The organism is Methylobacterium sp. 092160098-2, assembly GCF_028920805.1.
Taxonomy (GTDB): domain Bacteria; phylum Pseudomonadota; class Alphaproteobacteria; order Rhizobiales; family Beijerinckiaceae; genus Methylobacterium; species Methylobacterium fujisawaense.
In genome coordinates this window covers 2,197,925-2,220,487 of sequence record NZ_JAQPZJ010000001.1, presented here as the reverse complement: position 1 = coordinate 2,220,487, position 22,563 = coordinate 2,197,925, and the positions used below count along the sequence as shown (strand labels likewise).

Genomic DNA, 22,563 nt, shown 5'->3' with positions numbered 1-22,563 from the left:
AACCGCAGATATTCATCCGCGCGGGCGTGTCATCCGGTGCCGTGGTGCGCCTCCGCACGATGCGCCGTGAGGCGCTCGACGATCCGCGCCACCTCGGCCTCGGCGGCGGGAAAACCCCGGCTCGTGTCGATGACGAAATCCGCCCGGGCGCGCTTCTCGGCGTCGGGCATCTGCTTGGCCAGGATCGCCGCGAAGGCCGCCTCGGTCATGCCGGGGCGGGCGAGCACCCGGGCGCGCTGGATCTCGGGCGGGGCGCTCACCACCACGACCGCGTCGCAGCGGCCCGCGCCGCCGGTCTCGTAGAGGAGCGGGATGTCGAGGACGACCAGCGGCGCCGCCGCGTGCCGCGCCAGGAAGTCCGTGCTGGCCGCCCGGACCAGGGGATGGACGATGGCCTCCAGCGCCGCCATCCGGTCGGGCGCGTCGAGCACCGCAGCGCGCAGCCGCGTCCGGTCGACGCCGCCGTCGCCGTCGAGCACGCCGGGAAAGGCCGCGCCGATCGCCGCGGCGGCCGCGCCTCCGGGCCCGTAGAGGGCGTGGACCGCGGCGTCGGCGTCGTGAACCGGGACGCCGCGGTCGGTGAACATCCGGGCGGTGGCGGACTTGCCCATGCCGATCGAGCCGGTGAGCCCGAGGATGACGGGTCCGGATCCGGCCTTCGGGGTCATCCGGCGAGATCCGCCACGATCCGGTCGCGCAGCGCCGGGGTGACGGCGGGGCGCGGGCCGAACCACGCCTCGAAGCCCGGCACCGCCTGGTGCAGCAGCATGCCGAGCCCGTCCACGGCCGCGAGCCCCCGGCGGCGCGCCGCCGCGAGGAGCTCCGTCTCCAGGGGTGCGTAGACGATGTCGGCCACGGCCGCCTCCGCCGGCAGGGGCGACAGGTCGATGGCGAGGGGCGGCTGGCCCTTCATGCCGAGGGACGTGGTGTTGACCAGGAGGCCGGTCCCGGCGAGCGCCGCCGGCAGGTCGTCCCAGGCGAGCGCCGCGCCGATGCCCGGCGCGAGCGCCGCCACCGCCTCGGCCCGGGCCGCGGTGCGGTTGGCGACCCAGATGCGCCGCAGGCCCCGCTCGGCCAGCCCGACCACGATCGCCCGCGCGGCGCCGCCGGCGCCGAGCACCAGGGCGGTGCCGCCCGCCCGCGCCGGCCAGGCTGCGCCTAAGGTGTGGTCGAGATGGGCGCAGAAGCCCGGCGCGTCGGTGTTGTCGCCGCGGATCCGCCCGTCGGGCTCGACCACCAGGGTGTTCACCGCGCCGATCGCCTTGGCCCGCGGCGTCAGGGTGTCGGCCAGCGCGAAGGCCGCCTCCTTGTGGGGGATCGTGACGTTGCCGCCCCGGAAGCCCGAATCCGGCAGGGCGCGGATGAAGTCCGGAAACGCCGCCGGCGGCACGTCGAGCCGCTCGTAGGAGCCCGGGATCCCGTGCGCGGCGAGCCAGTAACCGTGGATCAGCGGCGAGCGCGAATGGGCGATCGGGTGGCCGACCACGAAGGCGCGGGGATTCGCGACGCTCATGCCGCGCAATCCTGCGCGAGGCGGCAGGCCGGGCCGCCGGCCTCCTCGATCTGCAACGTCGCGTGGCCGATGCCGAACCGGGTGCGCAGGCCCTCGGCGGTCTCGTTGAGGAAGCCGTTGCCGGGGTGGCCGTGAGCCTGATGCCCCTCCGCCATCACGAGATGGACGGTCAGGGCGATGCTGGTGGTGCTCATGGGCCAGATATGCAGGTCGTGCAGGCCGGCAACGCCGGGCCGTCCGAGGAGGAAGCCGGTCACGGCATCGGGGGAGATCTGCGGCGGCACGGCGTCGAGGGACATCGCCACGCTGTCGCGCAGCAGGCCCCAGGTCGCCCAGACGACCAGAGCCGCGATGACGAGGCTGACCGCCGGGTCGAGCCAGGCGAAGCCGGTGAGCTGGATCACGAGGCCCGCGATCACGACCCCGGCCGAGACGGCGGCGTCGGCCGCCATGTGGAGGAACGCCCCGCGGACGTTGATGTCGCCCTTGGCGCCGCTGACGAAGAGCCACGCGGTGAGGCCGTTGACCAGGATTCCCACCGCGGCCACCACCATCACGGTCGTGCCCGCGACCGGCTCCGGATGGACCAGCCGGACCAGCGCCTCCCAGATCACCGCCCCCATGGCGATCAGCAGGACCACGGCGTTGAACAGGGCGGCCAGGATCGAGGAGCCGCGATAGCCGTAGGTGAAGCGCGCGGTGGCGCGGCGGCGCACCAGCAGGGCGGCGATCCAGGCCGCCGCGAGGCCCAGAACGTCCGAGAGGTTGTGGCCGGCATCGGCCACCAGGGACATGGAGTTGCTGAGATAGCCGTAGGCCGCCTCGATCACCACGAAGGCGGTGTTGAGGACGATGCCGATGGCGAAGGCCGTGCCGAAATCCTTCGGCGCGTGCGCGTGACCGCCGTGGCCGCCATGGGCATGGCCTCCGTGAGAATGGCCTCCGTGAGCGTGGCCTTCGTGGGAATGGCCGTCGTGGGAATGGTCATGCCCGGCCAAGGGGAGGCTCCCTCAAAAATCCAGAACCCCGGCCCCGCGCAGGCGGGCGAGGAGCGGCAGCAGCGGCAGGCCCAGCACGGTGCTGTGGTCGCCCACGACCGATTCGAACAGGTGGATCCCAGGCCCTTCGAGCTGGTAGCCGCCGACGCTCGACCGCACCCGTGCCTCGCCGGCACAGCCCACATAGGCCGCGATGGCCCTTTCATCGAGGGGGCGCAGGGTCAGCCGGGCGGTCTCCACGAAGGCGTCCTGCACCGCCCCGGCCAGGACCACGGCGGAATGCAGGGCGTGGGTGCGGCCGGACAGACGGGCGAGCTGGGCCCGGGCGGCCTGCGCATCGGCCGGCTTGTGGAACACGGTGCCGTCGAGATCGAGCACCTGATCGGCGCCGATGACGATCCGGCCGGGATGGCGCGCCGCCACCGATTCCGCCTTGGCGCGGGCGAGCACCAGGGCGAGGTCGGGCGGGGACAGGCCGGCGCACCCCGCTTCCAGGGCGCGCTCGTCGACATCCGGGGCGGCGGTCTCGACCGGCAGGGCGGCGCTCTCCAGAAGGAGGCGCCGGGTCGGGCTGGTCGAGGCGAGGAGGAGCGGATCCGGACCGGTCCAGGGCGAGCGGAGCATCGCGCCAGTGTCACGGATCCGGGGATCGGTGCAAGCCGGGGATCGCCCGGGCTGCGACGAGCCCCGCCGCCGGGATGGACCGGCCGGCGGGGCTGTCGCGGCGCCGATACGCAACCTGGCGCCCGAAGAGGACCTTGGCAGGGAGGGGTTAGGAGACAGTCAACGGCCGCATCGCGGAGCCGGTCGCTTCCGTGCCGCGGCGGGACAGAGGCACACCAGCCCTCCAACCCTCCCCCTCATCCTGAGGTGCCGTAGCGCAGCGGAGGCCTCGAAGGAGGCCTCCGGATGCCCTGCGATCCCTGGAGCCCTCCTCCGAGGCGGCTGCGCCGCATCCGAGGAGGCGACGGGTTGGGATGCCCGTTGAACCGGCGCCTCAGGTGTTCATCGAGTCGAAGAAGTCGCTGTTGCTCTTGGTCTGGCGCAGCTTGTCGAGCAGGAACTCGATCGCGTCGGTGACGCCCATCGGGTTGAGGATGCGGCGCAGCACGTAGGTCTTCTTGAGCGAATCCGGCGGGACCAGCAGCTCCTCCTTGCGGGTGCCGGAGCGGGTGATGTCGATCGCCGGGAAGATGCGCTTGTCGGAGACCTTGCGGTCCAGGATGATCTCGGAGTTGCCGGTGCCCTTGAACTCCTCGAAGATCACCTCGTCCATGCGCGAGCCGGTGTCGATGAGCGCGGTGGCGATGATCGAGAGCGAGCCGCCCTCCTCGATGTTGCGGGCCGCGCCGAAGAAGCGCTTGGGCCGCTGCAGGGCGTTGGCGTCGACACCGCCGGTCAGCACCTTGCCGGAGGACGGCACCACGGTGTTGTAGGCGCGGCCGAGGCGGGTGATCGAGTCGAGCAGGATCACGACGTCGCGCCCGTGCTCCACGAGGCGCTTGGCCTTCTCGATCACCATCTCGGCGACCTGCACGTGGCGGGTGGCCGGCTCGTCGAAGGTCGAGGCGATGACCTCGCCCTTCACCGAGCGCTGCATGTCGGTGACCTCCTCGGGCCGCTCGTCGATGAGCAGCACGATCAGGTAGCACTCGGGGTGATTGAGGGTGATCGACTGCGCGATGTTCTGCATCAGCACGGTCTTACCCGTGCGCGGCGGCGCCACGATCAGGGCGCGCTGGCCCTTTCCGATCGGCGCCACGATGTCGATGATCCGCGGGGAGAAATCCTTCTTGGTCGGGTTGTCCAGCTCGAGCTTGAACCGCTTGGTCGGGAAGAGCGGCGTCAGGTTGTCGAAGTGGACCTTGTGCTTGATCTTCTCCGGGTTCTCGAAGTTGATCGTGTTGACCTTGAGGAGCGCGAAGTAGCGCTCGCCGTCCTTGGGGCCGCGGATCGGGCCCTCGACGGTGTCGCCGGTGCGCAGGCCGAAGCGGCGGATCTGGGTCGGCGAGATGTAGATGTCGTCGGGGCCGGGCAGGTAGTTCGAGTCGGAGGAGCGCAGGAAGCCGAAGCCGTCCTGCAGCACCTCGACGGTGCCCGAGCCGATGATCTCGACCTCCTTGGCAGCGAGCTGCTTCAGGATGGCGAACATCAGCTCCTGCTTGCGCATGGTCGAGGCGTTCTCGACCTCGACCTCCTCGGCGAAGGCCGTCAGGTCGGTGGGCGTCTTCGACTTGAGGTCCTGGAGCTTGACCTCGCGGACGCCCTCGAGGGCGGCGGGCATGGTGGGCGCATCGGCCGGCTCCGCGGTCTCGATGTCGGCGAGGGCGTCGGGGTTTGGCGTCATGGGGTGTCTTGCAACCGACGGAAGAGGTGGGAGGGCCGGTTCAGTGCCAGGCACCCGGGGGATGGGCGCCGAAGAGCGGGCCGCGCTGCGGCGAGGGGCCCGGGGTCAGATTGGCGAAACCGATGAGGCAGGACCCTCGCGGCTCACGGGCGCGCTGCGGCGCAGACCTTGTGATGAGGGCCCAGTAGAGATAACGCCTTTTTCGCCCGCACTCAAGGGCCCGGCGCGGGATGCCGGCGCGGGGACCGCAAAGGCCCGGCCGCAAGGGCCTCGCCGGGGCGCCGAGCCGGCGCTAGAGAGGCAAGCCCGCAGACGGGGTCATCGGAACCGGGCCGGCGCGCGGCCGTTCCCCGTCCCGGTGCTGCAGCGCAGCAGACCGTCCAACCGAGAGTCCCCCCTGACCGCCATGCGCGACGACGCTACCGGACGCACCCTCACCACGCGCGAGCCGCGCCGGATCCCCTGGCTCGACCTCGTCTTCGGCTTCGGCCCCATGGTGCCGATCGCCGTCGGGGCCGCGGTGGCGTGGTGGCTGAACGGCCAGCCCCTCGATTATCTGGTGGCGCTGTTCACCCTGCTCTATGCGGCCTCGATCCTGCTGTTCCTGGCCGGGGTGCGCCGGGGCGTCAGCTTCCGGACCGAGGGCGGCCCGCAGGTGTCGCAGCTCGTGACGATGCTGATCCTGTACGGTCTCGGGCTGGCCAGCCTGTTCACGGCGGTGATGGGCAAGGCCGTGCCGGCGCTGGCGATGCTGATCCTCGGCTACGCCGCCATCGGGATCCTCGACCCGATCGCGGCGCGCGCCGGCGAGGTGCCGCTGGCGCATGCCCGCCTGCGTCCGCTGCAGATGCCGATCGCCGTGGTGAGCCTCGCGGCCCTGCTCTGGCTCAAGCTGACGGCGCCGTACTGAGCCTCGCCGACCGAATTCCCCTTTCGCGCGGCATGCTTTAGAGCCCGGCCAAGGGTTCTCCGCCCGGCGGAGACGATTCAAGATCCGATGCCGGACCCGGGCTCCGGGTCCGCGAGAAGCGAACGCGCGCACATGTCCAAGGCCGACACCCCCAAGGCCGAGAAGGCCGAGACCTTGAAGCCCCGCCTGCCGCGCGGCTTCGTCGACCGGCGCGCCGGTGAGATCGCCGCGCAGGGGCGGATGCTGGAGACGATCCGCAAGAGCTTCGAACTCTACGGCTTCGAGGCCCTGGAGACGCCCTTCGTCGAGTACACCGAGGCGCTCGGCAAGTTCCTGCCCGACCTCGACCGTCCGAACGCGGGCGTGTTCTCGTTCCAGGACGACGACGAGGCGTGGTTGTCGCTCCGCTACGACCTGACGGCGCCGCTCGCGCGCTTCGTCGCCGAGAACTACGACGCCCTGCCCAAGCCGTATCGCAGCTACCGGGCCGGCTACGTGTTCCGCAACGAGAAGCCGGGGCCGGGCCGTTTCCGCCAGTTCATGCAGTTCGACGCCGACATCGTGGGCGCCGGCAGCGTCGCGGCCGATGCCGAGACCTGCATGCTGATGGCCGACACGCTGAACCGCCTCGGGCTCGGCGGCCAGTACGTGGTCAAGGTCAACAACCGGAAGGTGCTCGACGGCGTCATGGAGGCGATCGGGCTCGCCGGTCCCGACAAGGCCGGCCAGCGCCTGACGGTCCTGCGGGCGATCGACAAGCTCGATCGGCTCGGCGTCGACGGGGTGCGCGACCTCCTCGGCGCCGGCCGCAAGGACGAGAGCGGCGACTTCACCAAGGGCGCGGGCCTCGACGCGGCGGCGATCGGCCGGATCCTCGCCTACGTGTCGTTCCAGGCCGATGCCGGCGACGGCGCCGACAAGATGGCGTTCTGGGAGAAGTTCTTCGCCGGCTGGCACGACGCGGTCGGCGCGTCCGAGACCGGCCGGGAGGGCATCGCCGAATTGCACGCGATCATGCGCCTCTGCGCCGCCGCCGGCTACGGTCACGACGTGATCCGCGCCGATCCGAGCGTGGTGCGCGGCCTCGAATACTATACCGGCCCGGTCTACGAGGCCGAGCTGACGTTTCCGGTCACCAACGAGGACGGCCAGACCGTGCGCTTCGGCTCGGTGGCGGGCGGCGGGCGCTACGACGGGCTCGTCGGGCGGTTCCGGTCCGAGCCGGTCCCGGCCACCGGCTTCTCAATCGGCGTCTCGCGGCTGTTCTCGGCCCTGCAGCTCGTGGGCAGCCCCCTGCTCGCCGGCGCCGAGGCGCCCGGGCCGGTGGTGGTGCTGGTCCTCGACCGGGAGAACATGGCCGATTACCAGCGGCTGGTGGCGCTCCTGCGCGCCGACGGCATCCGGGCGGAGCTCTACCTCGGCGCCGCCGGCATGAAGGCGCAGATGAAATACGCCGACCGCCGGCGCGCACCCGTGGCGGTGATCCAGGGCTCGAACGAGCGTCTGGCCGGCGAGGTCCAGATCAAGGACCTGATCGCGGGTGCCCAGGCGGCCGAATCCATCGCCAGCAACGCCGAGTGGAAGGCGGCGCGGCCCGCGCAGATCTCGTGTCCGGAGGCCGATCTGGTGGCGCAGGTCCGCGCCGTGCTGGCCCGGCATTTCACGGCTTCGGAGACCTGAGGCGCGCAGGTCGAACGCGGCGGCTCCGGCGGCGTTATCCTCGGTCGGTTCCGTGGAGGGGTCGGGGGAGATGTCGGGATGCGCGCGAAGATCCTCATCCTGTCGGCCGGCCTGATCTGCGCCGGGACAGGCCCCGTCTGGGCCGCCCGGCCGGTCCTCGACCGGTTGCCGAGCGCCGTCGCCCAGGCCACCCCCGGGACCGGCAGCGCCCCCGTCCTGAGCGCCGGGATCGCCGGAGCGCCGGCCCTGACCGTGATCGCCCGCCGCAAGCCGGTCCGGCGCCCCCGCGGGGCGCGTCTCGGCGGCGGCCGGCCGCTCTGAGCGGCTGCTCCGAGCGGGTGAAGTCTGTGGCGCCGTAGCGCGTATCGGTCCGCGGTACGGGGACCTGCGCAGTCCTGCGCACCGCACCGCCCTGCGACGTGTCGCCAAGTCCGGCCACGGTTGCTACAGAGCGCCCGCGAGGATGGATCCGATGACACGACCGGAGGCAGGCGAGACGGGGGCGGGGGACGCGGCGCGCACGCGGCTGCTCGCGCATCTGGCGGCGGCGGGCTATCGGCCCGTGACGCCGCCGGTGCTGCAGCCGCTGGAGCCGTTCCTCGAATTGTCGGGCGAGGACATCCGCCGGCGGATCTTCGTCACACAGGATGCGGGCGGCGCCGAGCTGTGCCTGCGGCCGGAATTCACGATTCCCGTCTGTCGCCTCCACCGGGCGGAGGCCGACGGGCAGGTGGCCGATTACAGCTATTGCGGTCCGGTCTTCCGCCTCGCCGCCGACGAGCCCGACGAGTTCTTCCAGGCCGGCATCGAGTCGATCGGGCGCACCGACACGCCGGCCGCCGACGCCGAGGTGCTGGGTCTCGCCCTCGAGGGCCTCGCCCTGTTCGGCCGGACCGATCCGGCGGTGCGGCTCGGCGACATGGGGCTGACCGTCGCGCTCCTCGACGGCCTCGCGGTCCCGCCCGCCGCCAAGCGCCGGACGCTCCGGGCGCTGGCCGCCGGGCGCTCGCTGGACGTGGTCACCAACGGCGCCGAGGGGACCCGCCCGGAGGATCCCCATGCGGGCCTGCTGGCGGCGATCCAGGGCCAGGACCCGCGGGGCGTGCGCGCCTTCGTGGAGGACGTGCTGGCGATCGCCGGGATCTCGGCGGTGGGCGGGCGCAGCGCCGGCGAGATCGCCGAGCGCTTCCTCGCCAAGGCCTCCGCGCAGGCCCATGGCGGGGCCGGGCTCAACGCCGAGAACCGTGCGCTCCTCGACCGCTACCGGGCCATCGCCGGCCATCCGGATGCCGCCGCCCGCGACCTGCGGGCGCTGGTGGCCGACGCGGGCATCCGCCACGACGCCCTCGCGGCCGCTCTCGACCTGTTCGAGGAGCGCACCGGCTTCATCGCGGCCCGCGGGCTGCCGATCGAGCGGTTCCGCTTCCAGGGCGGCTTCGCCCGCAACCTCGACTATTATACCGGCTTCATCTTCGAGGTGACCGAAGGGCAGGGCCCGATCCTGGTCGGCGGCGGCCGTTACGACGGCCTGCTCGGCCATCTCGGCAGCCCGGCGCCCCTGCCCGCGGTGGGCTGCACCTTCTGGATCGCGCGCGTGGCGGGAGCCGGCCGATGAGTGCTTCGGACGCGACCGCCATGCCGCTGATCCTCGCCGTGCCATCCAAGGGCCGCCTGCAGGAGAACGCCAGCGCGTTCTTCGGCCGGGCCGGTCTGAAGCTCGCCCAGGGCGCCGGCGCCCGCGACTACCGGGGCAAGCTGCTCGGCGTCCCCGACGTCGAGGTACGCTACCTCTCGGCCTCCGAGATCGCCGCGCAGCTCGCCTCGGGCGCCGCCCATCTCGGCGTCACCGGCGAGGACCTGATCCGCGAGACCCTGCCGGACGTGCGCGGCCAAGCGGAGCTGCTGACGCCGCTGGGCTTCGGCAACGCCACCGTGGTGGTCGCCGTACCCCAGGCCTGGATCGACGTGCGCGACATGTCCGACCTCGACGAGGTCGCCGCCGGCATGCGCACCCGCCACGGGCGGCGCCTGCGGGTCGCCACCAAATACGTGAACCTGACCCGCCGGTTCTTCGCCGAGAAGGGCGTCGCCGATTACCGGATCGTCGAGAGCCTCGGCGCCACCGAGGGGGCGCCGGCGGCGGGCTCGGCCGAGATCGTGGTCGACATCACCACGACGGGGGCGACGCTCTCCGCCAACGCCCTGAAGGTGCTGGACGACGGCATCATCCTGCGCTCGGAGGCGAACCTCGTCGCCTCGCTGAAGGCGCCCTGGGGCGAGGGCCAGCGGGCGGCGCTCCGCACCGTGCTCGGCCGCATCGCCGCCGAGGAACGCGCCCGGACCACCCGGGAGGTGCGGGCCGCCCTGCCGGAGAGCGGCACCATCGACCTCGCCACCCTGGCGGGCCTGCACGAGGCCGAGCTGCCCTACGGCGCCCCGAAGGGCCCGGAGGGCGAGATCGTCCTGCGCTGTCCTGAGGGCGCGGTGTTCGACCTCGCCGGCGCCCTGGTCGAGGCGGGGGCGCGGGCCGTCACGGTGCGGCGGGTCGACTATGCCTTCGCGGCCGAGAACCCGCTGGCGGAGCGGCTGCTGGCGCGGCTCTGAGGAGGCCGGACAATCGTGGTGGTGTCCTTGCGGAGCACCGCGACGGCTACGGGCCCTGCTTGGCGAATTCGGACAGTACCCCGCGCAGCACCTTGAGCCGCCCGTCGTAGGCGGCTGTCAGGCAGGCGACGTCGCCGCTGCAGGCGCGCCGCTCCGTCAGCCACGCCTCCTGATCGTCGCGCAGCTTGGCTTGGCCGCCCATGGGCAGCACGCTCTTCAGGATCTCGAACCGGGTCGCCATCTCGACGTCCCGGTCGTTGAGCGGGAGATGGGCACAGATCGCCTTCTCGTCCGGAGCCTCGGCCCTGTCGCACGGGAAGCTCGCGGCCCGGGCAGCCGGGGCGGCGATCGGAGCCGCGAGGGCGGCGAGGGCCAGGGCGAGGACGAGCGGCTTCGGCATGGCCAGGAAACGGCCCGGCGGCGGAAAGGCTCCGCGCAGCGCGGCAGCCGGGTGAATCGACCCGGTCTCAGAAGCCCGGCTTGACGATCGCCAGGATGACGATGCCGATCATGAGAAGCGTCGGCACCTCGTTGAGCACCCGGTAGAACCGATGACCGCGGGTGTTCCGGTCGGCGGCGAAATCCTTGACCATCCGGGCGAGCCAGCCGTGGATACCGGTCATCGCCAGGACCAGCGCGAACTTCGCCTGGAGCCAGGGGGTCGCATAGAAGCCGCTCATCCAGGCGAGCGCCACCCCGAACAGCCAGGTGGCGATCAGGGCCGGGTTCATGATCGCCTTGAGCAGGCGGCGCTCCATCACCTTGAAGGTCGCGCTCTGCGCCTCCGAACCCGGCGGCAGGCTCGCATGGTAGACGAACAGCCGCGGCAGGTAGAGCATGCCCGCCATCCAGGCGATCAGGCTGATGACGTGGCCGGCCTTGATCCAGTCGTACAGCACGGGCGCAGCCTCAACCCTGGCCGCGCAGCCGGGCGAGCATCCGCTCGACATGGGCCACCGGCGTCTGGGGCGTGATGCCGTGGCCGAGGTTGAAGATGTGCGGCCGGCCGGCGGTCGCCTCCAGGACGGCATCCACCGCCGCGTCGAGGGCCGCGCCGCCCTCGATCAGCGTCTCGGGATGGAGGTTGCCCTGCGTCACCGTGGTGGCCGGCACCGTCGCCCGCAGGGCCTTCAGGTCCACCCCCCAGTCGACGCCGACGGCATCGGCGCCGGTCTCCGGCACCACCCGGGCATGGCCGTCGAGGCCCGAGCCGCGGGCGAACACGATGATCTTGGCGCCCGGCACCCGGGCGCGGACGCCCGCCACCATCCGGGCGATCGGCTGCAGGGACCAGCGGGTGAGGGCGTCCGCCGCGGGCGCGCCCGGCAGGGCGCTCTCCGCCACGTCGCCGACGGGCTCGACGGTGCCGTCGGAGGTCGGCACGGCGAGGGGCAGCGTGCCGGCATGGGACTCGAAGATCTGCACGGCGTCGGCGCCGGCCTCGAGCTGGCGCACGAGGTAATCGGTCTGCACCGTGACGAGGCGGTCGATCAGCGCGTCCACCAGCGCCGTGTCGCCCTCGGCCAGCGCCCGCGCGGGGGCGAGGTCCGGGGTGCCGCGACCGCCGATCATGTAGCTCGCCACCGTCCAGGGGGCGCCGCAGAAGCCGAGCAGCGTGGTCTCGCCGGGCAGTTCCGCGCGCAGCCGGGTCACCGTCTCGAAGACCGGTGCGAGATGGGTCATCACCGCCGGGTCGCCGGCCTCGCGCAGCTTCGAAAAGGCCTCCCGGCCGTCGAGGGGATCGAGGCGCGGCCCCTCGCCCTCCACGAAGCGCACGTCCTGACCGAGCGCATGGGGCACGACCAGGATGTCCGAGAACAGGATCGCGGCATCGAAGCCGAACCGCCGGATCGGCTGGAGCGTCACCTCGACGGCGAAGTCGGGGCTGTAGCAGAGGTCGAGGAACGAGCCGGCCTCGGCCCGGGTCGCCCGGTATTCCGGCAGGTAGCGGCCGGCCTGCCGCATCATCCAGGCGGGGGGCGGACCGATCGCCTCCCCGTCGAGGACGCGCAGCACCTTCCGCTCGGACTTGCGCTCCGTCCCCGTCATCGTCGTTCCCATCCCGTATCCGTCATCCCGCATGCCCGTCGGCGGGCCTCCTGTCGAGTCGAGGCGCGCCGATCCCCACACAGGCCCCTTCGAAAAGAAAAGAGAGAATCTAGGACTCTGTTTTTTCTCTTGGGGGGCCGAATCACGGGGGCACAAAAGCGTCCACAGGCGGTCCCCGGCGCCGCGCCGTTAACGAGGCTTTAAAGGATTTGCTCCATCTTGCGAGAACGACCAGATCCGACAGCGCCTTGGCAACGCCGAGTCGTGTGCGGACCCCGGACGCGTCCCGGATTCTCCCAGTGAGTCGGAATCCATGCGCCCCGATCGTCTGCCTGTGAACGGCGGAGTCGATAGCGCGCACCGGTATCGCCCTGGACCGGCCCGGCGGGGCATCCTATCCACACTCATCGACTCCCCTGGCGGCCGGCGGTGGACAACGTGGCGCCGCGAATGGCGACCGCAGAGGCGATCGGAATGGGCCGCAGCTACTTCCACCTCCACCTCGTCTCCGACTCCACCGGCGAGACGCTGATCAATGTCGGGCGCGCGGCGGCCGCGCAGTACGAGGGCGTGTCGGCGATCGAGCACGTCTATCCGCTGGTGCGCTCGGCCGCGCAGCTCGACCGGGTGATCTCGGAGATCCGGGCGGCGCCGGGTCTCGTCCTCTACACCCTGGTGGGGGGCGACCTCGGCGAGCGGCTGGAGGAGGTCGCGCGGGAGACCGGCTCGCCCTGCCTGTCGGTGCTGCGGCCGGTCCACGACCTGCTGCGCGCCTATCTCGGCGCCGAGACCACGGCCCGGCCCGGCGCCCAGCACATGCTGAACGCCGAGTACTTCAAGCGCATCGACGCGATGAACTTCACCCTGGCCCACGACGACGGCAACCTGCCGGAGGATCTCGAGGACGCGGACGTGATCCTGCTCGGCGTCAGCCGGACCTCGAAGACGCCGACCTCGATCTACCTCGCCAATCGCGGCCTCAAGACCACCAACCTGCCGCTGGTGCCGGGCATGCCGCTGCCGCCGGCGATCGAGCGCGCCCGCAAGCCCCTGGTGGTCGGGCTGTTCGCCTCGCCGGAGCGGATCGTGCAGATCCGCCAGAACCGGCTCTCCAGCCTCAACGCCGACGAATCGTCCCTCTACGTCGACCGCTCGGCGGTGGCGGACGAGATCACCGCCTCCCGCCGGCTGTTCACCCGGAACCGCTGGCCGACCATCGACGTGACGCGCCGCTCCATCGAGGAGACCGCGGCGGCGATCGTCGACCTCTACCGCGACCACCGGCTGAAGTTCATCGCGGATTGAGAGGGGTTTCCGAAGGGCTCAGCCCTTTGGCGGGGTTCGGGGGCGGAGCCCCTGAACGACCCGGGCTCCGCCCCGGAGCCGCAAAAGCTCGCAGCCCTTTTGAAGCCGGGACGGCCTCAGCTGCCGCTCAGGACCGCCCGCACCAGGGTGAGGCCCGCCACCAGCCCGATCAGACCGGTCGCCACCGAGGCCCCAACGTAGAGGGCGGCGGCGGCGGTCTCGCCCCGGTGGTACAGGCTGATCGCGTCGAGGGAGAAGGTCGAGAAGGTGGTGAAGCCGCCGAGCACGCCCGTGGTCAGGAACAGCCGTGCCGGGTGACCCGCCGCGCCGCGCAGGGCGAAGCCCTCGGCGAGCACGCCCATCAGGAACGAGCCCAGCACGTTGATGATCAGCGTGGCCAGGGGGAAGCCGAGGCCCGGCAGCAGCCGGGCGACCGCCACGTTGATCCCGTGGCGGCACCCGCCCCCGAGCCCGGCTCCGACAACGACGATGAGGGTGTTGATCATGCCGGCCCTTCCTGTTCGGTCGGGCAGCCACGTCCTGTCGCGGCTTCGGCGCACGGCCCCACCGCGGACGGCTGAGGCGCGCCCGTGCGGTAGGAGCCATCAGCCCGGCCTCCGAGTCGGGCGGTTGTCGGGGCGCTCCATCCCCATCGGGACAGGCTTAGCGCAGGATGCCGGGAAGGGGAATCCGGTTTTCCGGCTCACGCGCTGGTGGGTCGGGGGGCGCGGCGGGTTCACAGATCGGTTCGGATCGGCGCGGGTCCCCTCCCGTGCGGGAGAGCGGACCCGCGCCCTGTCATGAACCCACCGCGCTGGATCGATCGGCGAAGCCGCAAGGCTCAGCGGGCGTAGGCGAAGTGGCTGCGCTGCTCGATCTGGGCGGCATAGAAATCCTCGACCACCTCGCGGACCACCTCGGCCAGCTCGTCGCCCCGGTGCTCGTCGAGCTGGATGTCGCTGCCGACGGTCCGGCCGATGGCGCAGCTCGCAGCCCCCGGCACGAGGCGCTCGTTGTAGCGCTGGTTCAGGCCCGAGACCGAGATGTAGTTGCTGCCGCCGAGTTCCGGACCGTACTTGATCTTGATCTTCTGCTCGGTGTCGGTCCCGCGCAGCCGCGCGCAGAGGCTGATGAAGTTGTCCTGATCGATCTTGGCCTCGAGGCCGGTGATGCTGCCGTGGACGTTGTCCTCCTCGTTGAGCACCTCGGCCATGAGGTTCAGGACGCCGACCACCGGCTCCAGCGCCCGGGCGCCTTCCTCCAGGAGTTTCTTGCGGAAGTCGTTGCTGCGGGCATCCGCCTCCTGCAGCCGCGCGCGGAACCTGTCCTTGACCTCGTTGGCGCGTGCCATCGCGCTCCTCCCTGGTGGTTCATCCGATGCTTTGCCGCCCGGATGACCGAAACCTACGAGGCCAATTCAGATGACGCAAGATAGTGCAAAATATTGATGCCTGCCCAGAACTTGAGCCGTTGCACAGGAATAATACTTGCTCATGGACTGTGCAACGGCGGAGTCTCCGGGATCCGCGCCTATTTCAGGAGCTGCAGCAGGCTGCGTCCGGCCGGGGTCTTGAGTTCCTTGGCGTCGAGCGTGCCGTCCTTGTCGGGATCGGCCGCCTTGAAGCGCTGCTCGACCAGGGCGAGGTATTCCTTGCGGTCGAGGGTGCCGTCGTTGTCGGTGTCGGCGGCCTTCAGGTCCGTCTTGCTGACCCGGCCCTTCAGCTCCTTGGCGTCGACGGTCCCGTCCTTGTCGGTCTCGGCGGCGTCGAAGACCTTGCCGGCCGCGGCCTGGGCCTCGGCCAGATCGATCGTGCCGTCCTTGTCGGTGTCGACCATCTTCAGCGTGCGCTCGGTGCCGGAGGACCGGGCGAAGGCCGCCGACGGCAGCGCGGTGGGGACGACCAGGCCGAGGACGAGCATCGCGGCCAGCGCACATGCGGGTCTGTTCAGGATCGCGGGCATGAACGAAATCTCCGGTGGCGATCAGCGCCGGCAGCCCAAGCCGCCATGCGGCGCGCCGTTCCCAGAGGCGCGTTCACAAGCCGACGATCAGTCAACGGGCCGGACCGTCGAGGGGGGCGAGCCGGTCCGGTTCCCGCGCAGCAGCGGCGACCGGTTCGGACCGGGACAGGGCGTTGGCCAATGCCCTCAGGTCCGGGACCGGCGCGCCCGATGCGCCGAACACCGACCGGTCGAGAGCCGCGAAGGATGCGACAAGACCGGGCCGCGCCTGCCAGATGCGAGCCAGATCCGGCGCTTCCCGCATCGCCGTATCCAGGACCGCGCGGAACCCGGCGGGATCTCCGGAACGGGCCGCCGCCTGCAGCGCGCGCCGGGTCGGGCGAGACAGGCGCAAGGAGGGCCGGCCAAGGCCGAAGCCGATCAGCGCCAAGCCCAGCCCGAAGGCGGCCAGCGCCGAGGCGGCGACCACGAGCGGCGAGGGGATTGCGGGGGGCGCCCGGTCGGTCTCCCGGTCGGGCAGGCCGCCGCCGATCTGCCGGGCCGGGATTTCCGTCTCGCGCATGGTGCGGGTGTTGGTGTCGAACCACGGGATCGCGATGGCGTCGAGGGGGATGATCTCCGGCACGCCGGGCTTCACGTCCCACTGGTAGGTGGCCCGCGCCACGGGGCCCGAGGGGGTCAGCAGGGTCTCGCGGGTGACGGGGCCCGCGAAGGTGATGATGCCGCGGGTGCGCATGACCGGCCGGGGCGGCAGGCCCTCCGCGACCATGCCCTGCGCCTCCAGGGTGACGATCCGGCGGGTGGTCTCGCCGACCTTGATGGTCTCGGGATCCGGGCTCCAGGAATCGGTGATCGCCACGTCCTTGGCCGGCAGCCACCAGGGCTCCTTGGCGTCGGGGCCGCCGCTGGGCTCGGTCCATTGTGCGACCGGGAAGGGGATCGGCTTCGAGCGCACCTCGACCACCCGCCGCTCGCCGACATCGTTGACGGTGAGCTTGTGGGTGAACGGCTCGATGGTGAACTGCCCGGCATGGTGTGGGAAGACCGCCACGGTGCGGTCGAACGCGATGGCGCTCTGGCCGTCGGGAAGCTTGGTCTTGCTCCAGTGATCCCGGCCGAGCTGCGTCCAGGAGAAGTTGGCAAGGGAGGGCTGCACCACCTCCTCGAGCAGGATCGGCTGCTTGTAGACCCCGTGGATCTTCAAGAGCACCATCTCGCGGGAGAAAGGCGCGCTGTTGCCGTTCAGTTCGGCGGTCACCGTCAGGGTGAGGTCGCCCGGCTCGATCTCCGCGCGGGCGGGGAGGGGAGCGAGGAGGGGAGCGAGGAGGAGGAGCGCGCGGGCGCGCCTCTCGAAGACCCCAGAAAAACTCACCACGGGTTGCTCCCGGCGGGAATCGCGGTGCCGGCCTCGACCCGGCGGGTCTGCTCGGCGCGCAGGCGCAGCTTGAGATAGCGGCCGGGATCGTCCGGCAGGGTCTGGAGCCAGAGCCGGTCCGGTCGGATCTCGTGGGCCTCGAAGCTCTTGGTCACCCGGCGGACCTCGCGCTCGGGCGCCTCGGCCACCATGGCGGAACCGCCCCCGGTCCGGCCCCGGCCCGCCGCGTCGCCGGCCGAGCCCCGGGCCTGGCCCTTGCCGGTGTCGATCGATTGCTGCTCGGCCTTGCCCCGGCGGGACACCTTGCTGTTGCCGGGCAGCGACGCGCTGGCGTTCGATTCCTTGTTGCCGGCGAGCCCCTCGCCGCTGGAGGCGGCGTTGATGTCGTTGTTCTGGTCCTGGTTGGCGGTGTTGTTGTAGCGGGCGCCGTACTGGGCGGTGCCGTTGGCGATACCGCCGCCGGGCCCGCGATCGATCACCTCGGCCCGCATCCGGGCGATCAGCGAGCGGTTGGCCTGGGCGTCGGCATCGCGGGGGTTGAAGCGCAGGGCCTCGTCGTAGGCCGCCAGCGCGCCGTCGAGGTCGCCCGCCTTCGCGAGCGCGTTGCCGAGATTGTAGCTCGCGCGCCGCCCGCCGGTGCGGAACAGCGCGATCGCGTCCGCATAGCGGCCGGCCTCGTAGAGCGCGGCGGCGCGCCAGGCCGGATCGACGAAGACGTCCGCGGCCAGACCCGGCAGGCCGAGGCCCATCAGCAGGCGCCCGAAGCCGGTCCGGGGCTGCGAGACGGCGAGCAGCGCCAGGAGGCCGATCCCCGCCAGCGCCAGGCCGGCGATCCGGGCGCGGCGGCGCCAGCGCGGCGGCAGGCCGGCGCGGAGCGGGACGGCGAAGCCCGTGTCGGGGAGGGTGAGCCGCATCAGGCGCTCCTGCGGAACAGGACCAGGACCGGCAGGGCCGCCAGCAGCAGAAGCCAGCGCCCGAGATCCGCATAGGCCAGGACGCCGTAGCCGCCCGCCGCGAGGTGCTGACTGAGCCCGGCGCCGACCGCGTCGAGCACCGGGCCGGGGGTCGCGATGTCGGCGACGGTGCCGCCGCCGGCCCGGACGAGGGCGTCGAGGGCGGCCCGGTCGGGCTTCGGTGCGCCGGGCGGCAGCGGCTTGTCGGCGGGGACGAATAGCGCCTGGAGCCGCCAGCCGTGCTCGGCGATGGCGCGGGCCTCGCGGGTGGCGGCCTCGCCGATGCCGTCGCCGTCGCTGATCAGCACCACGTCGGCAGCCACGACGTTGGCCTCCGCCAGGGTGCGGCGGGCCAGCGCCAGCCCGCGCTCGGGATGGGTGCCGCGGTCCGGCACCGTGTCGGCATCGAGGGCGAACAGGGTGGTGCCGAGGCTGTCGCGGTCGGTGGTGGGGGAGGCGGCGAGGTAGGCGTCGCCCGCGTAGACCACGAGGGCGACCGCCCGGGTGCCGGCGGCCTCGGCGACGGCGGCGGCGGCCTGCCGGACGCCCTGGAGGTTGCCGCCCTCCGTGACCGAGCGGGACAGGTCGACGACGATCACGGTCTCGTCGAGGTTGCGGAAGGTCCGCCCGTCCGCCCGCTCCACCGCGGGGCCGGTGAGCGCGAGGGCGATCAGCCCGGCCGCCAGGGCGGCGGCGAGGTTCGCCTGCCGCCGGCCGCCCAGCACCGCGCCGGTGCGGGCGAGATGGGCCATCAGCGCCGGATCCACCGCCCGGGCCCAGTCGCCCAACGGCGCCGAGCGCCACGCGGCGCGGAGCGCCAGCAGGACGACCACCGGGATCGCCAGGAACCACCAGGGGCGCAGCAGCGCGAAGGCGTCGAGGAAGCTCATCGGGCGGCGTCTCCCACCCGGATCCCCTCATCCCGAGGTGACCGCGCAGCGGGCCTCGAAGGAAGGCTCCAGGGATCGCGCGGCCGGCGGGAGGGCTCCTTCGAGGCCTCCGCTGCGCTCGGGCACCTCAGGATGAGGGCGTGTGCCGGACAGGCGGCGAAACGTGGATCCCTCACGCCCCCCTCCGGCTGGCCAGCAGGGCGGCGGCGGCCAGCAGCGCCAGGGCGGCCGGCCAGGGCCAGAGGTCCCGGCGCAGGGGCAGGGGCGGAGCCAGGGCGCGGCCGCCCTCCAGCCGGTCGATGGCGTCGGCGACGCGGACCAGATCCTCGGTGGTGCGCACCCGGAACGCCTCGCCGCCGCTCGCCTGCGCCATGTCGCGCAGGGTCTCGGTGTCGACCACGTCCTGCTCGCCATCGGCATCGGCCATGTCGCGGGGCCCCAGCGCGATGGTGTAGATCTTGATGCCCAGCGTCTTGGCGAGGTCCGCCACGTCCTTGGGGGCGGTCTGGCCGGCATTGTTGGCGCCGTCCGAGAGCAGGATCACGGCTTTCGCGGCCTTGGCGCCGGACTGCCTCCCGGAGGCGGCCTCGCCGTCCGCATCCCGCGGGTCCAGGCGGCGCAGGGCGAGGCCGAGGCCGTCGCCGATCCCGGTGGAGCGGCCGCTGATGCCGATCGTCGCCTCGTCGAGGGCGCGGGCGACCGCGGCAGTGTCGAAGCTCAGGGCCGCCGCCACGTAGGCCTGGTCGGCGAAGATCACGAGGCCGATCCGGTCCCCGGCCCGGCGGCGGATGAAGTCGGTGCCGACGCGCTTGACCGCGGTGAGCCGGTTCACGGTCTCGCCGTCGAGGGCGAAGTCGCGCCGCTCCATCGAGCCCGACAGGTCCATGGCGATCATGATCTCGCGGCCCGAGGCCGGGAGCGCGGCCGCCGGCATGACGAGGCGCGGACCCGACAGGGCCGCCACCAGGGCGATCCAGAGCGTCCAGGTCAGCAGGGCCCGCCGCCGCCCCCGGGCCGCGAGGTCGGCGCCGGAGCGCGCCCGCCCACCAGCGTGCCGGGCACGCGCAGGGCGCCGCTGCCGCCCTCGGGCTCGGCCGGGATCAGGCGGGCGGCCAGCAGGGGCAGGGAGGGCCAGGAGCGCCCAGGGCGCGGCGCAGTCGAAGGCCGACAGGAGGGCGCTGAGCCATGCGGGCAGGAACGCGCTCATGCCCGCAGCCGTCCGATCAGGCGGCCGAGTTCGGCGTCCAGGGCGTCGAGGTCGGGATCCTGCCGCCGGTACAGCCTGTCGGCGAGCACCCGGCCGGCGCCCCGGGTGAAGAAATCGGTCCTGAACAGCGCGTCCAGGCGGGCGGCCCAGTCGGCGCCCGTCGCCCGGGCCTCGGTCTCGCCGCCGAGGGTCCGGCCGAGACGGCGCAGGAGCCGGGCCTGGGCGACGAGGCGCGCCTCCGGATCGAGGTTCCGGCTTCGGGCGAGTTCGGCCAGCGCCGCCCGGCGGATGCCGGCCCGCGCCCGGCCGCGCCCGTAGCGGACGAGCCCCACCAGCAGGGCGGCGAGGAAGCCCAGAGCCGCCGCGGCGACGACCTCGCCCTGCAGGGCGCCGGCGGCGCCGCCGGGCAGATGCAGGCCCCGGAGCTGTTCGAGGGACAGGGGAATCTCGGCGGGAGTGACGGGGTTCATCGGATCGGACCGCCGTGTCGGACCTCACAGCACCGCATCGAGGCGCTCCATGAGCGGCGCGTAGGCCTCCGGGCCGGTCTCGACGTCGAGGCGCACGCCCGCGATGCCGCGCCGGGCATAGTCGGCGAGCCGGGCCTCGGCGGATTCGCCCGCCGGCCCGGCCGCCGTCGGCAGCGCGGTCCCGCGGCGGCCATCCGCGAGGGCGAAGGGGTAGTATCCCGGCGGCCGGGCGCGCTCGAAGGCGTCGCTCACCAGGATCAGCCGGATGGCGATCCGCTCGGCGAGCAGCGTCAGGAGCTCGTCGAAGCCCGGGCCGGGATCGTCGAGGGCGCTGGCGATGACGAGGTGGCCGCCGGCCGGCAGCAGGCTGCGGGCGAGGGCGAGGGTCGCCTCGAGCGGCGGCTCCGCGTGGGCCCGCGAACCGGACTCGGTCCCGAGGGCGTCGGCATGGGCCTGGGCGAGGGCGCCGGTCACCGCGATCATGGCGCGCTCGCCGCCCGCCGGCCGCAGCACGGTCGGCGCGCCGGCCGAGGCCACCGCGAGGCCGACCCGGCCGCCATCGGCCGCGACCCGCCAGCCGAGCAGCGCCAGGGCCTCGGCGGCCGCCACCGAGCGCAGGGCCCGGCGGGTGCCGAACAGCATGGAGGGCCGGAAATCGGCGAGCAGCACCACGGCGCGGTCGCGCTCGTCGTGGTGGGTGCGGACATGCAGCTGTCCGGTGCGGGCCGTGGCGTTGCGGTCGATGAAGCGGCGGTCGTCGCCCTCGGACCAGAGGCGGACATCCTCCGGCTCGGAGCCGCGGCCGCGGCGCCGGGTGACGATGCCGCCGGGCAGCCCTGCCAGGGTCCGGGTGGCGGGCGCGGAACCCCGCCGGGCGAGGTGGCGCAGGCCCATCAGCGCCTCGCCCGAGAGGTGGATGCCCGCGGCGCTTCCCGTTCCTCCCCCCTTTGCGGGGGCCCCGGCCGTCAGGCCGGGTCGGGCGAGGGGAGCGACGCTTCCGGACGGGTCGCGACGGGCGCCATTTCCCGATCCGTCGCGCTGCCCCGCTCCCCCGCTGCCGCGCAGGGTCTCCTCCCCCGCAGAGGGGGGCGGGGAAGCACGTCCCGGAATCCGGAGCCCGAACACCGTCAGAGCGCCCGCACCCGCTGCACCAGTTCGCCGACGAGGCCGCGCGCCGTCTTGCCCTCGGCGGCCGCCCGCCAGGTCAGGCCGATGCGGTGGGACAGGGCGTCCCGGGCGAGGTCCGTGACGTCCTCGGGGATGACGTGGTCGCGGCCCCGCAGCCAGGCCCGGGCCTTGCCGGCCATCATCAGCGCCAGAGTGCCCCGCGGCGAGGCCGGGTGCTCGATCATGGCGCGCAGGTCCGGGGCCGCCGCATCCGTGCGGGTCGCCGCCACCAGCCGCACGAGATAGTCCTTGAGGGCCGGCGACACGTAGGTGGAGAGCGCCGCCTCCCGGGCCGCGCGCACATCCGCCAGCGACAACCGCATGGTCATGGCGTCGACGTGGTGGGTGATCTCGCCCTCCACGAGGTCGAGGATCGCCCGCTCCGTGGTCTCGTCGGGCATGTCGACCACGACGTGCAGCAGGAAGCGGTCGAGCTGCGCCTCCGGCAGCGGGAAGGTGCCTGCATGCTCGATCGGGTTCTGGGTCGCCACGACCATGAACGGATCGGACAGGCGATGGGTGGTCCCTGAGACCGTCACCTGCCCCTCGGCCATGGATTCGAGGAGCGCCGACTGCACCTTCGGCGGCGCGCGGTTGACCTCGTCCACCAGCACGAGGGCGTGGAACAGGGGCCCCGGCAGGAACTCGAAGGTGCCGCTGTCCTGGCGCCAGACGGTGGTGCCGGTGAGATCGGCCGGCATCAGGTCCGGGGTGCACTGGATGCGCGCGAAGGAGCCGTCGAGCCCGTCGGCGAGCCGCTTGACCGCGCGGGTCTTGGCCAGCCCCGGCGCGCCCTCGATCAGCAGGTGGCCGCCGGTGAGCAGCCCGATCAGCAGGCGCTCGACGAGGCCGACGCTGCCGATCAGGCCGCGCTCCAGCCCCTCGCGGAGCGCCATGACGCGGCCGTGCAGGGCGTCGTCGGGAACGGTGTCGGGCCGACGCTCGGCGAGGGCGCCGCTCATACGCGGACGCATCCTGTGCGGCAGGATCTTGCGCTGCGGGATCTTGCGCGGACCCCGTCCGCCGCTCGGGCCGTGTGCTGCATCCTGCACGTCTCCTCGACCGGGTCCCGAATTCTTAAGGGATCCTCAGGCTCTTGCCGGTGTGCCCGCTGCCCGGTGCGGCCGTCAATC

Annotated in this window: 23 protein-coding genes, 1 pseudogene and 1 riboswitch; of the genes and pseudogenes, 6 read left to right on the top strand and 18 right to left on the bottom strand. The window is 72.7% G+C overall.

From position 1 onward, the window contains the following. Positions 1 to 29: 29 nt before the first annotated feature. The 5 genes from coaE to rho form a co-directional block, all read right to left on the bottom strand. Positions 30 to 668: a dephospho-CoA kinase gene (coaE, locus tag PQI07_RS10460; protein ID WP_274926571.1), complete on the bottom strand. Its 639-nt coding sequence runs from the start codon at positions 666 to 668 to the stop codon at positions 30 to 32. Then, positions 665 to 1,513 carry a shikimate dehydrogenase gene (locus tag PQI07_RS10455; RefSeq protein WP_043353865.1) on the bottom strand — a complete coding sequence of 283 codons (849 nt, stop codon included), beginning with the start codon at positions 1,511 to 1,513 and terminating at the stop codon, positions 665 to 667. Before PQI07_RS10455 ends, coaE begins: the two co-directional genes overlap by 4 nt. Then, positions 1,510 to 2,511 carry a cation diffusion facilitator family transporter gene (locus tag PQI07_RS10450; RefSeq protein WP_274926570.1) on the bottom strand — a complete coding sequence of 334 codons (1,002 nt, stop codon included), beginning with the start codon at positions 2,509 to 2,511 and terminating at the stop codon, positions 1,510 to 1,512. The genes PQI07_RS10455 and PQI07_RS10450 overlap by 4 nt, the downstream gene beginning before the upstream one ends. A gap of 12 nt (positions 2,512 to 2,523) precedes the next feature. Further along, positions 2,524 to 3,135, bottom strand: a complete 612-nt coding sequence (locus tag PQI07_RS10445) for a Maf family nucleotide pyrophosphatase (protein WP_043386158.1) — start codon at positions 3,133 to 3,135, stop codon at positions 2,524 to 2,526. Between the two features lie 373 nt (positions 3,136 to 3,508). Further along, complete coding sequence (rho, locus tag PQI07_RS10440) at positions 3,509 to 4,858, bottom strand: transcription termination factor Rho (RefSeq protein ID WP_043386160.1); 1,350 nt, start codon at positions 4,856 to 4,858, stop codon at positions 3,509 to 3,511. Between the two features lie 406 nt (positions 4,859 to 5,264). On the opposite strand from rho, the gene PQI07_RS10435 reads away from it, so the two are divergent. The 5 genes from PQI07_RS10435 (at position 5,265) to hisG (ending at position 10,052) form a co-directional block, all read left to right on the top strand. Then, positions 5,265 to 5,768 carry a DUF3429 domain-containing protein gene (locus tag PQI07_RS10435; protein WP_043353871.1) on the top strand — a complete coding sequence of 168 codons (504 nt, stop codon included), beginning with the start codon at positions 5,265 to 5,267 and terminating at the stop codon, positions 5,766 to 5,768. Positions 5,769 to 5,900: 132 nt separating this feature from the next. After that, positions 5,901 to 7,448, top strand: coding sequence for a histidine--tRNA ligase (hisS, locus tag PQI07_RS10430; protein ID WP_053611330.1), 1,548 nt, complete (start codon positions 5,901 to 5,903; stop codon positions 7,446 to 7,448). Between the two features lie 78 nt (positions 7,449 to 7,526). Beyond that, positions 7,527 to 7,769 carry a hypothetical protein gene (locus PQI07_RS10425; protein WP_043353874.1) on the top strand — a complete coding sequence of 81 codons (243 nt, stop codon included), beginning with the start codon at positions 7,527 to 7,529 and terminating at the stop codon, positions 7,767 to 7,769. A 151-nt stretch (positions 7,770 to 7,920) separates the two neighbouring features. Further along, positions 7,921 to 9,063, top strand: a complete 1,143-nt coding sequence (locus PQI07_RS10420; RefSeq protein ID WP_043386166.1) for an ATP phosphoribosyltransferase regulatory subunit — start codon at positions 7,921 to 7,923, stop codon at positions 9,061 to 9,063. After that, on the top strand, positions 9,060 to 10,052 hold the full coding sequence (hisG, locus tag PQI07_RS10415; RefSeq protein ID WP_179697436.1) for an ATP phosphoribosyltransferase: 993 nt from the start codon (positions 9,060 to 9,062) through the stop codon (positions 10,050 to 10,052). The genes PQI07_RS10420 and hisG overlap by 4 nt, the downstream gene beginning before the upstream one ends. A gap of 46 nt (positions 10,053 to 10,098) precedes the next feature. Here the strand turns inward: hisG and PQI07_RS10410 are convergent, their stop codons facing one another. The 3 genes from PQI07_RS10410 to PQI07_RS10400 form a co-directional block, all read right to left on the bottom strand. Further along, complete coding sequence (locus PQI07_RS10410) at positions 10,099 to 10,452, bottom strand: lysozyme inhibitor LprI family protein (protein WP_043386172.1); 354 nt, start codon at positions 10,450 to 10,452, stop codon at positions 10,099 to 10,101. A 67-nt stretch (positions 10,453 to 10,519) separates the two neighbouring features. Beyond that, positions 10,520 to 10,951, bottom strand: coding sequence for a protoporphyrinogen oxidase HemJ (gene hemJ, locus PQI07_RS10405; protein WP_274926569.1), 432 nt, complete (start codon positions 10,949 to 10,951; stop codon positions 10,520 to 10,522). Positions 10,952 to 10,961: 10 nt separating this feature from the next. Further along, the gene (locus PQI07_RS10400) at positions 10,962 to 12,113 is read right to left on the bottom strand and encodes a uroporphyrinogen decarboxylase (protein ID WP_043346262.1); all 1,152 of its coding nucleotides are present in this window, start codon (positions 12,111 to 12,113) and stop codon (positions 10,962 to 10,964) included. A gap of 462 nt (positions 12,114 to 12,575) precedes the next feature. Here PQI07_RS10400 and PQI07_RS10395 point away from each other — a divergent pair, with 462 nt between their 5' ends. Next, entirely contained in the window at positions 12,576 to 13,406 is an 831-nt protein-coding gene (locus PQI07_RS10395; protein ID WP_043346269.1) for a pyruvate, water dikinase regulatory protein, read from the top strand. Positions 13,407 to 13,522: 116 nt separating this feature from the next. Here the strand turns inward: PQI07_RS10395 and crcB are convergent, their stop codons facing one another. From crcB to PQI07_RS10345, 10 genes and pseudogenes are all read right to left on the bottom strand, one after another. Then, positions 13,523 to 13,912 carry a fluoride efflux transporter CrcB gene (gene crcB / locus PQI07_RS10390; protein WP_091955375.1) on the bottom strand — a complete coding sequence of 130 codons (390 nt, stop codon included), beginning with the start codon at positions 13,910 to 13,912 and terminating at the stop codon, positions 13,523 to 13,525. Between the two features lie 83 nt (positions 13,913 to 13,995). After that, positions 13,996 to 14,066: riboswitch (Fluoride riboswitch) on the bottom strand. A 181-nt stretch (positions 14,067 to 14,247) separates the two neighbouring features. After that, the gene (locus tag PQI07_RS10385) at positions 14,248 to 14,757 is read right to left on the bottom strand and encodes a hypothetical protein (protein ID WP_043346263.1); all 510 of its coding nucleotides are present in this window, start codon (positions 14,755 to 14,757) and stop codon (positions 14,248 to 14,250) included. A 179-nt stretch (positions 14,758 to 14,936) separates the two neighbouring features. Continuing rightward, positions 14,937 to 15,368, bottom strand: coding sequence for a lanmodulin LanM (gene lanM / locus PQI07_RS10380; RefSeq protein ID WP_043346265.1), 432 nt, complete (start codon positions 15,366 to 15,368; stop codon positions 14,937 to 14,939). Positions 15,369 to 15,459: 91 nt separating this feature from the next. Further along, the gene (locus PQI07_RS10375) at positions 15,460 to 16,743 is read right to left on the bottom strand and encodes a hypothetical protein (RefSeq protein WP_274926568.1); all 1,284 of its coding nucleotides are present in this window, start codon (positions 16,741 to 16,743) and stop codon (positions 15,460 to 15,462) included. Continuing rightward, complete coding sequence (locus tag PQI07_RS10370) at positions 16,737 to 17,657, bottom strand: tetratricopeptide repeat protein (RefSeq protein WP_043759596.1); 921 nt, start codon at positions 17,655 to 17,657, stop codon at positions 16,737 to 16,739. Before PQI07_RS10370 ends, PQI07_RS10375 begins: the two co-directional genes overlap by 7 nt. Beyond that, on the bottom strand, positions 17,657 to 18,586 hold the full coding sequence (locus PQI07_RS10365; RefSeq protein ID WP_043386178.1) for a VWA domain-containing protein: 930 nt from the start codon (positions 18,584 to 18,586) through the stop codon (positions 17,657 to 17,659). Before PQI07_RS10365 ends, PQI07_RS10370 begins: the two co-directional genes overlap by 1 nt. Before the next feature lie 172 nt (positions 18,587 to 18,758). Further along, a pseudogene (locus PQI07_RS10360) lies at positions 18,759 to 19,793 on the bottom strand (VWA domain-containing protein). After that, positions 19,790 to 20,263: a DUF4381 family protein gene (locus PQI07_RS10355; protein WP_274926567.1), complete on the bottom strand. Its 474-nt coding sequence runs from the start codon at positions 20,261 to 20,263 to the stop codon at positions 19,790 to 19,792. The pseudogene PQI07_RS10360 and the gene PQI07_RS10355 overlap by 4 nt, the downstream one beginning before the upstream one ends. A gap of 24 nt (positions 20,264 to 20,287) precedes the next feature. Next, positions 20,288 to 21,157: a DUF58 domain-containing protein gene (locus PQI07_RS10350; protein WP_043386180.1), complete on the bottom strand. Its 870-nt coding sequence runs from the start codon at positions 21,155 to 21,157 to the stop codon at positions 20,288 to 20,290. Positions 21,158 to 21,390: 233 nt separating this feature from the next. Next, the gene (locus PQI07_RS10345) at positions 21,391 to 22,392 is read right to left on the bottom strand and encodes an AAA family ATPase (protein WP_274926566.1); all 1,002 of its coding nucleotides are present in this window, start codon (positions 22,390 to 22,392) and stop codon (positions 21,391 to 21,393) included. Positions 22,393 to 22,563: the final 171 nt, after the last annotated feature.

What these genes read in the sequence shown, in the direction of transcription:
- coaE (WP_274926571.1), bottom strand. Translation starts at nt 668, where the DNA reads ATGACCCCGAAGGCCGGATCCGGACCCGTCATCCTCGGGCTCACCGGC.
- PQI07_RS10455 (WP_043353865.1), bottom strand. Translation starts at nt 1,513, where the DNA reads ATGAGCGTCGCGAATCCCCGCGCCTTCGTGGTCGGCCACCCGATCGCC.
- PQI07_RS10445 (WP_043386158.1), bottom strand. Translation starts at nt 3,135, where the DNA reads ATGCTCCGCTCGCCCTGGACCGGTCCGGATCCGCTCCTCCTCGCCTCG.
- rho (WP_043386160.1), bottom strand. Translation starts at nt 4,858, where the DNA reads ATGACGCCAAACCCCGACGCCCTCGCCGACATCGAGACCGCGGAGCCG.
- PQI07_RS10435 (WP_043353871.1), top strand. Translation starts at nt 5,265, where the DNA reads ATGCGCGACGACGCTACCGGACGCACCCTCACCACGCGCGAGCCGCGC.
- hisS (WP_053611330.1), top strand. Translation starts at nt 5,901, where the DNA reads ATGTCCAAGGCCGACACCCCCAAGGCCGAGAAGGCCGAGACCTTGAAG.
- PQI07_RS10425 (WP_043353874.1), top strand. Translation starts at nt 7,527, where the DNA reads ATGCGCGCGAAGATCCTCATCCTGTCGGCCGGCCTGATCTGCGCCGGG.
- PQI07_RS10420 (WP_043386166.1), top strand. Translation starts at nt 7,921, where the DNA reads ATGACACGACCGGAGGCAGGCGAGACGGGGGCGGGGGACGCGGCGCGC.
- hisG (WP_179697436.1), top strand. Translation starts at nt 9,060, where the DNA reads ATGAGTGCTTCGGACGCGACCGCCATGCCGCTGATCCTCGCCGTGCCA.
- PQI07_RS10410 (WP_043386172.1), bottom strand. Translation starts at nt 10,452, where the DNA reads ATGCCGAAGCCGCTCGTCCTCGCCCTGGCCCTCGCCGCCCTCGCGGCT.
- PQI07_RS10400 (WP_043346262.1), bottom strand. Translation starts at nt 12,113, where the DNA reads ATGGGAACGACGATGACGGGGACGGAGCGCAAGTCCGAGCGGAAGGTG.
- PQI07_RS10395 (WP_043346269.1), top strand. Translation starts at nt 12,576, where the DNA reads ATGGGCCGCAGCTACTTCCACCTCCACCTCGTCTCCGACTCCACCGGC.
- crcB (WP_091955375.1), bottom strand. Translation starts at nt 13,912, where the DNA reads ATGATCAACACCCTCATCGTCGTTGTCGGAGCCGGGCTCGGGGGCGGG.
- PQI07_RS10385 (WP_043346263.1), bottom strand. Translation starts at nt 14,757, where the DNA reads ATGGCACGCGCCAACGAGGTCAAGGACAGGTTCCGCGCGCGGCTGCAG.
- lanM (WP_043346265.1), bottom strand. Translation starts at nt 15,368, where the DNA reads ATGCCCGCGATCCTGAACAGACCCGCATGTGCGCTGGCCGCGATGCTC.
- PQI07_RS10370 (WP_043759596.1), bottom strand. Translation starts at nt 17,657, where the DNA reads ATGCGGCTCACCCTCCCCGACACGGGCTTCGCCGTCCCGCTCCGCGCC.
- PQI07_RS10365 (WP_043386178.1), bottom strand. Translation starts at nt 18,586, where the DNA reads ATGAGCTTCCTCGACGCCTTCGCGCTGCTGCGCCCCTGGTGGTTCCTG.
- PQI07_RS10355 (WP_274926567.1), bottom strand. Translation starts at nt 20,263, where the DNA reads ATGAACCCCGTCACTCCCGCCGAGATTCCCCTGTCCCTCGAACAGCTC.
- PQI07_RS10350 (WP_043386180.1), bottom strand. Translation starts at nt 21,157, where the DNA reads ATGGGCCTGCGCCACCTCGCCCGGCGGGGTTCCGCGCCCGCCACCCGG.
- PQI07_RS10345 (WP_274926566.1), bottom strand. Translation starts at nt 22,392, where the DNA reads ATGAGCGGCGCCCTCGCCGAGCGTCGGCCCGACACCGTTCCCGACGAC.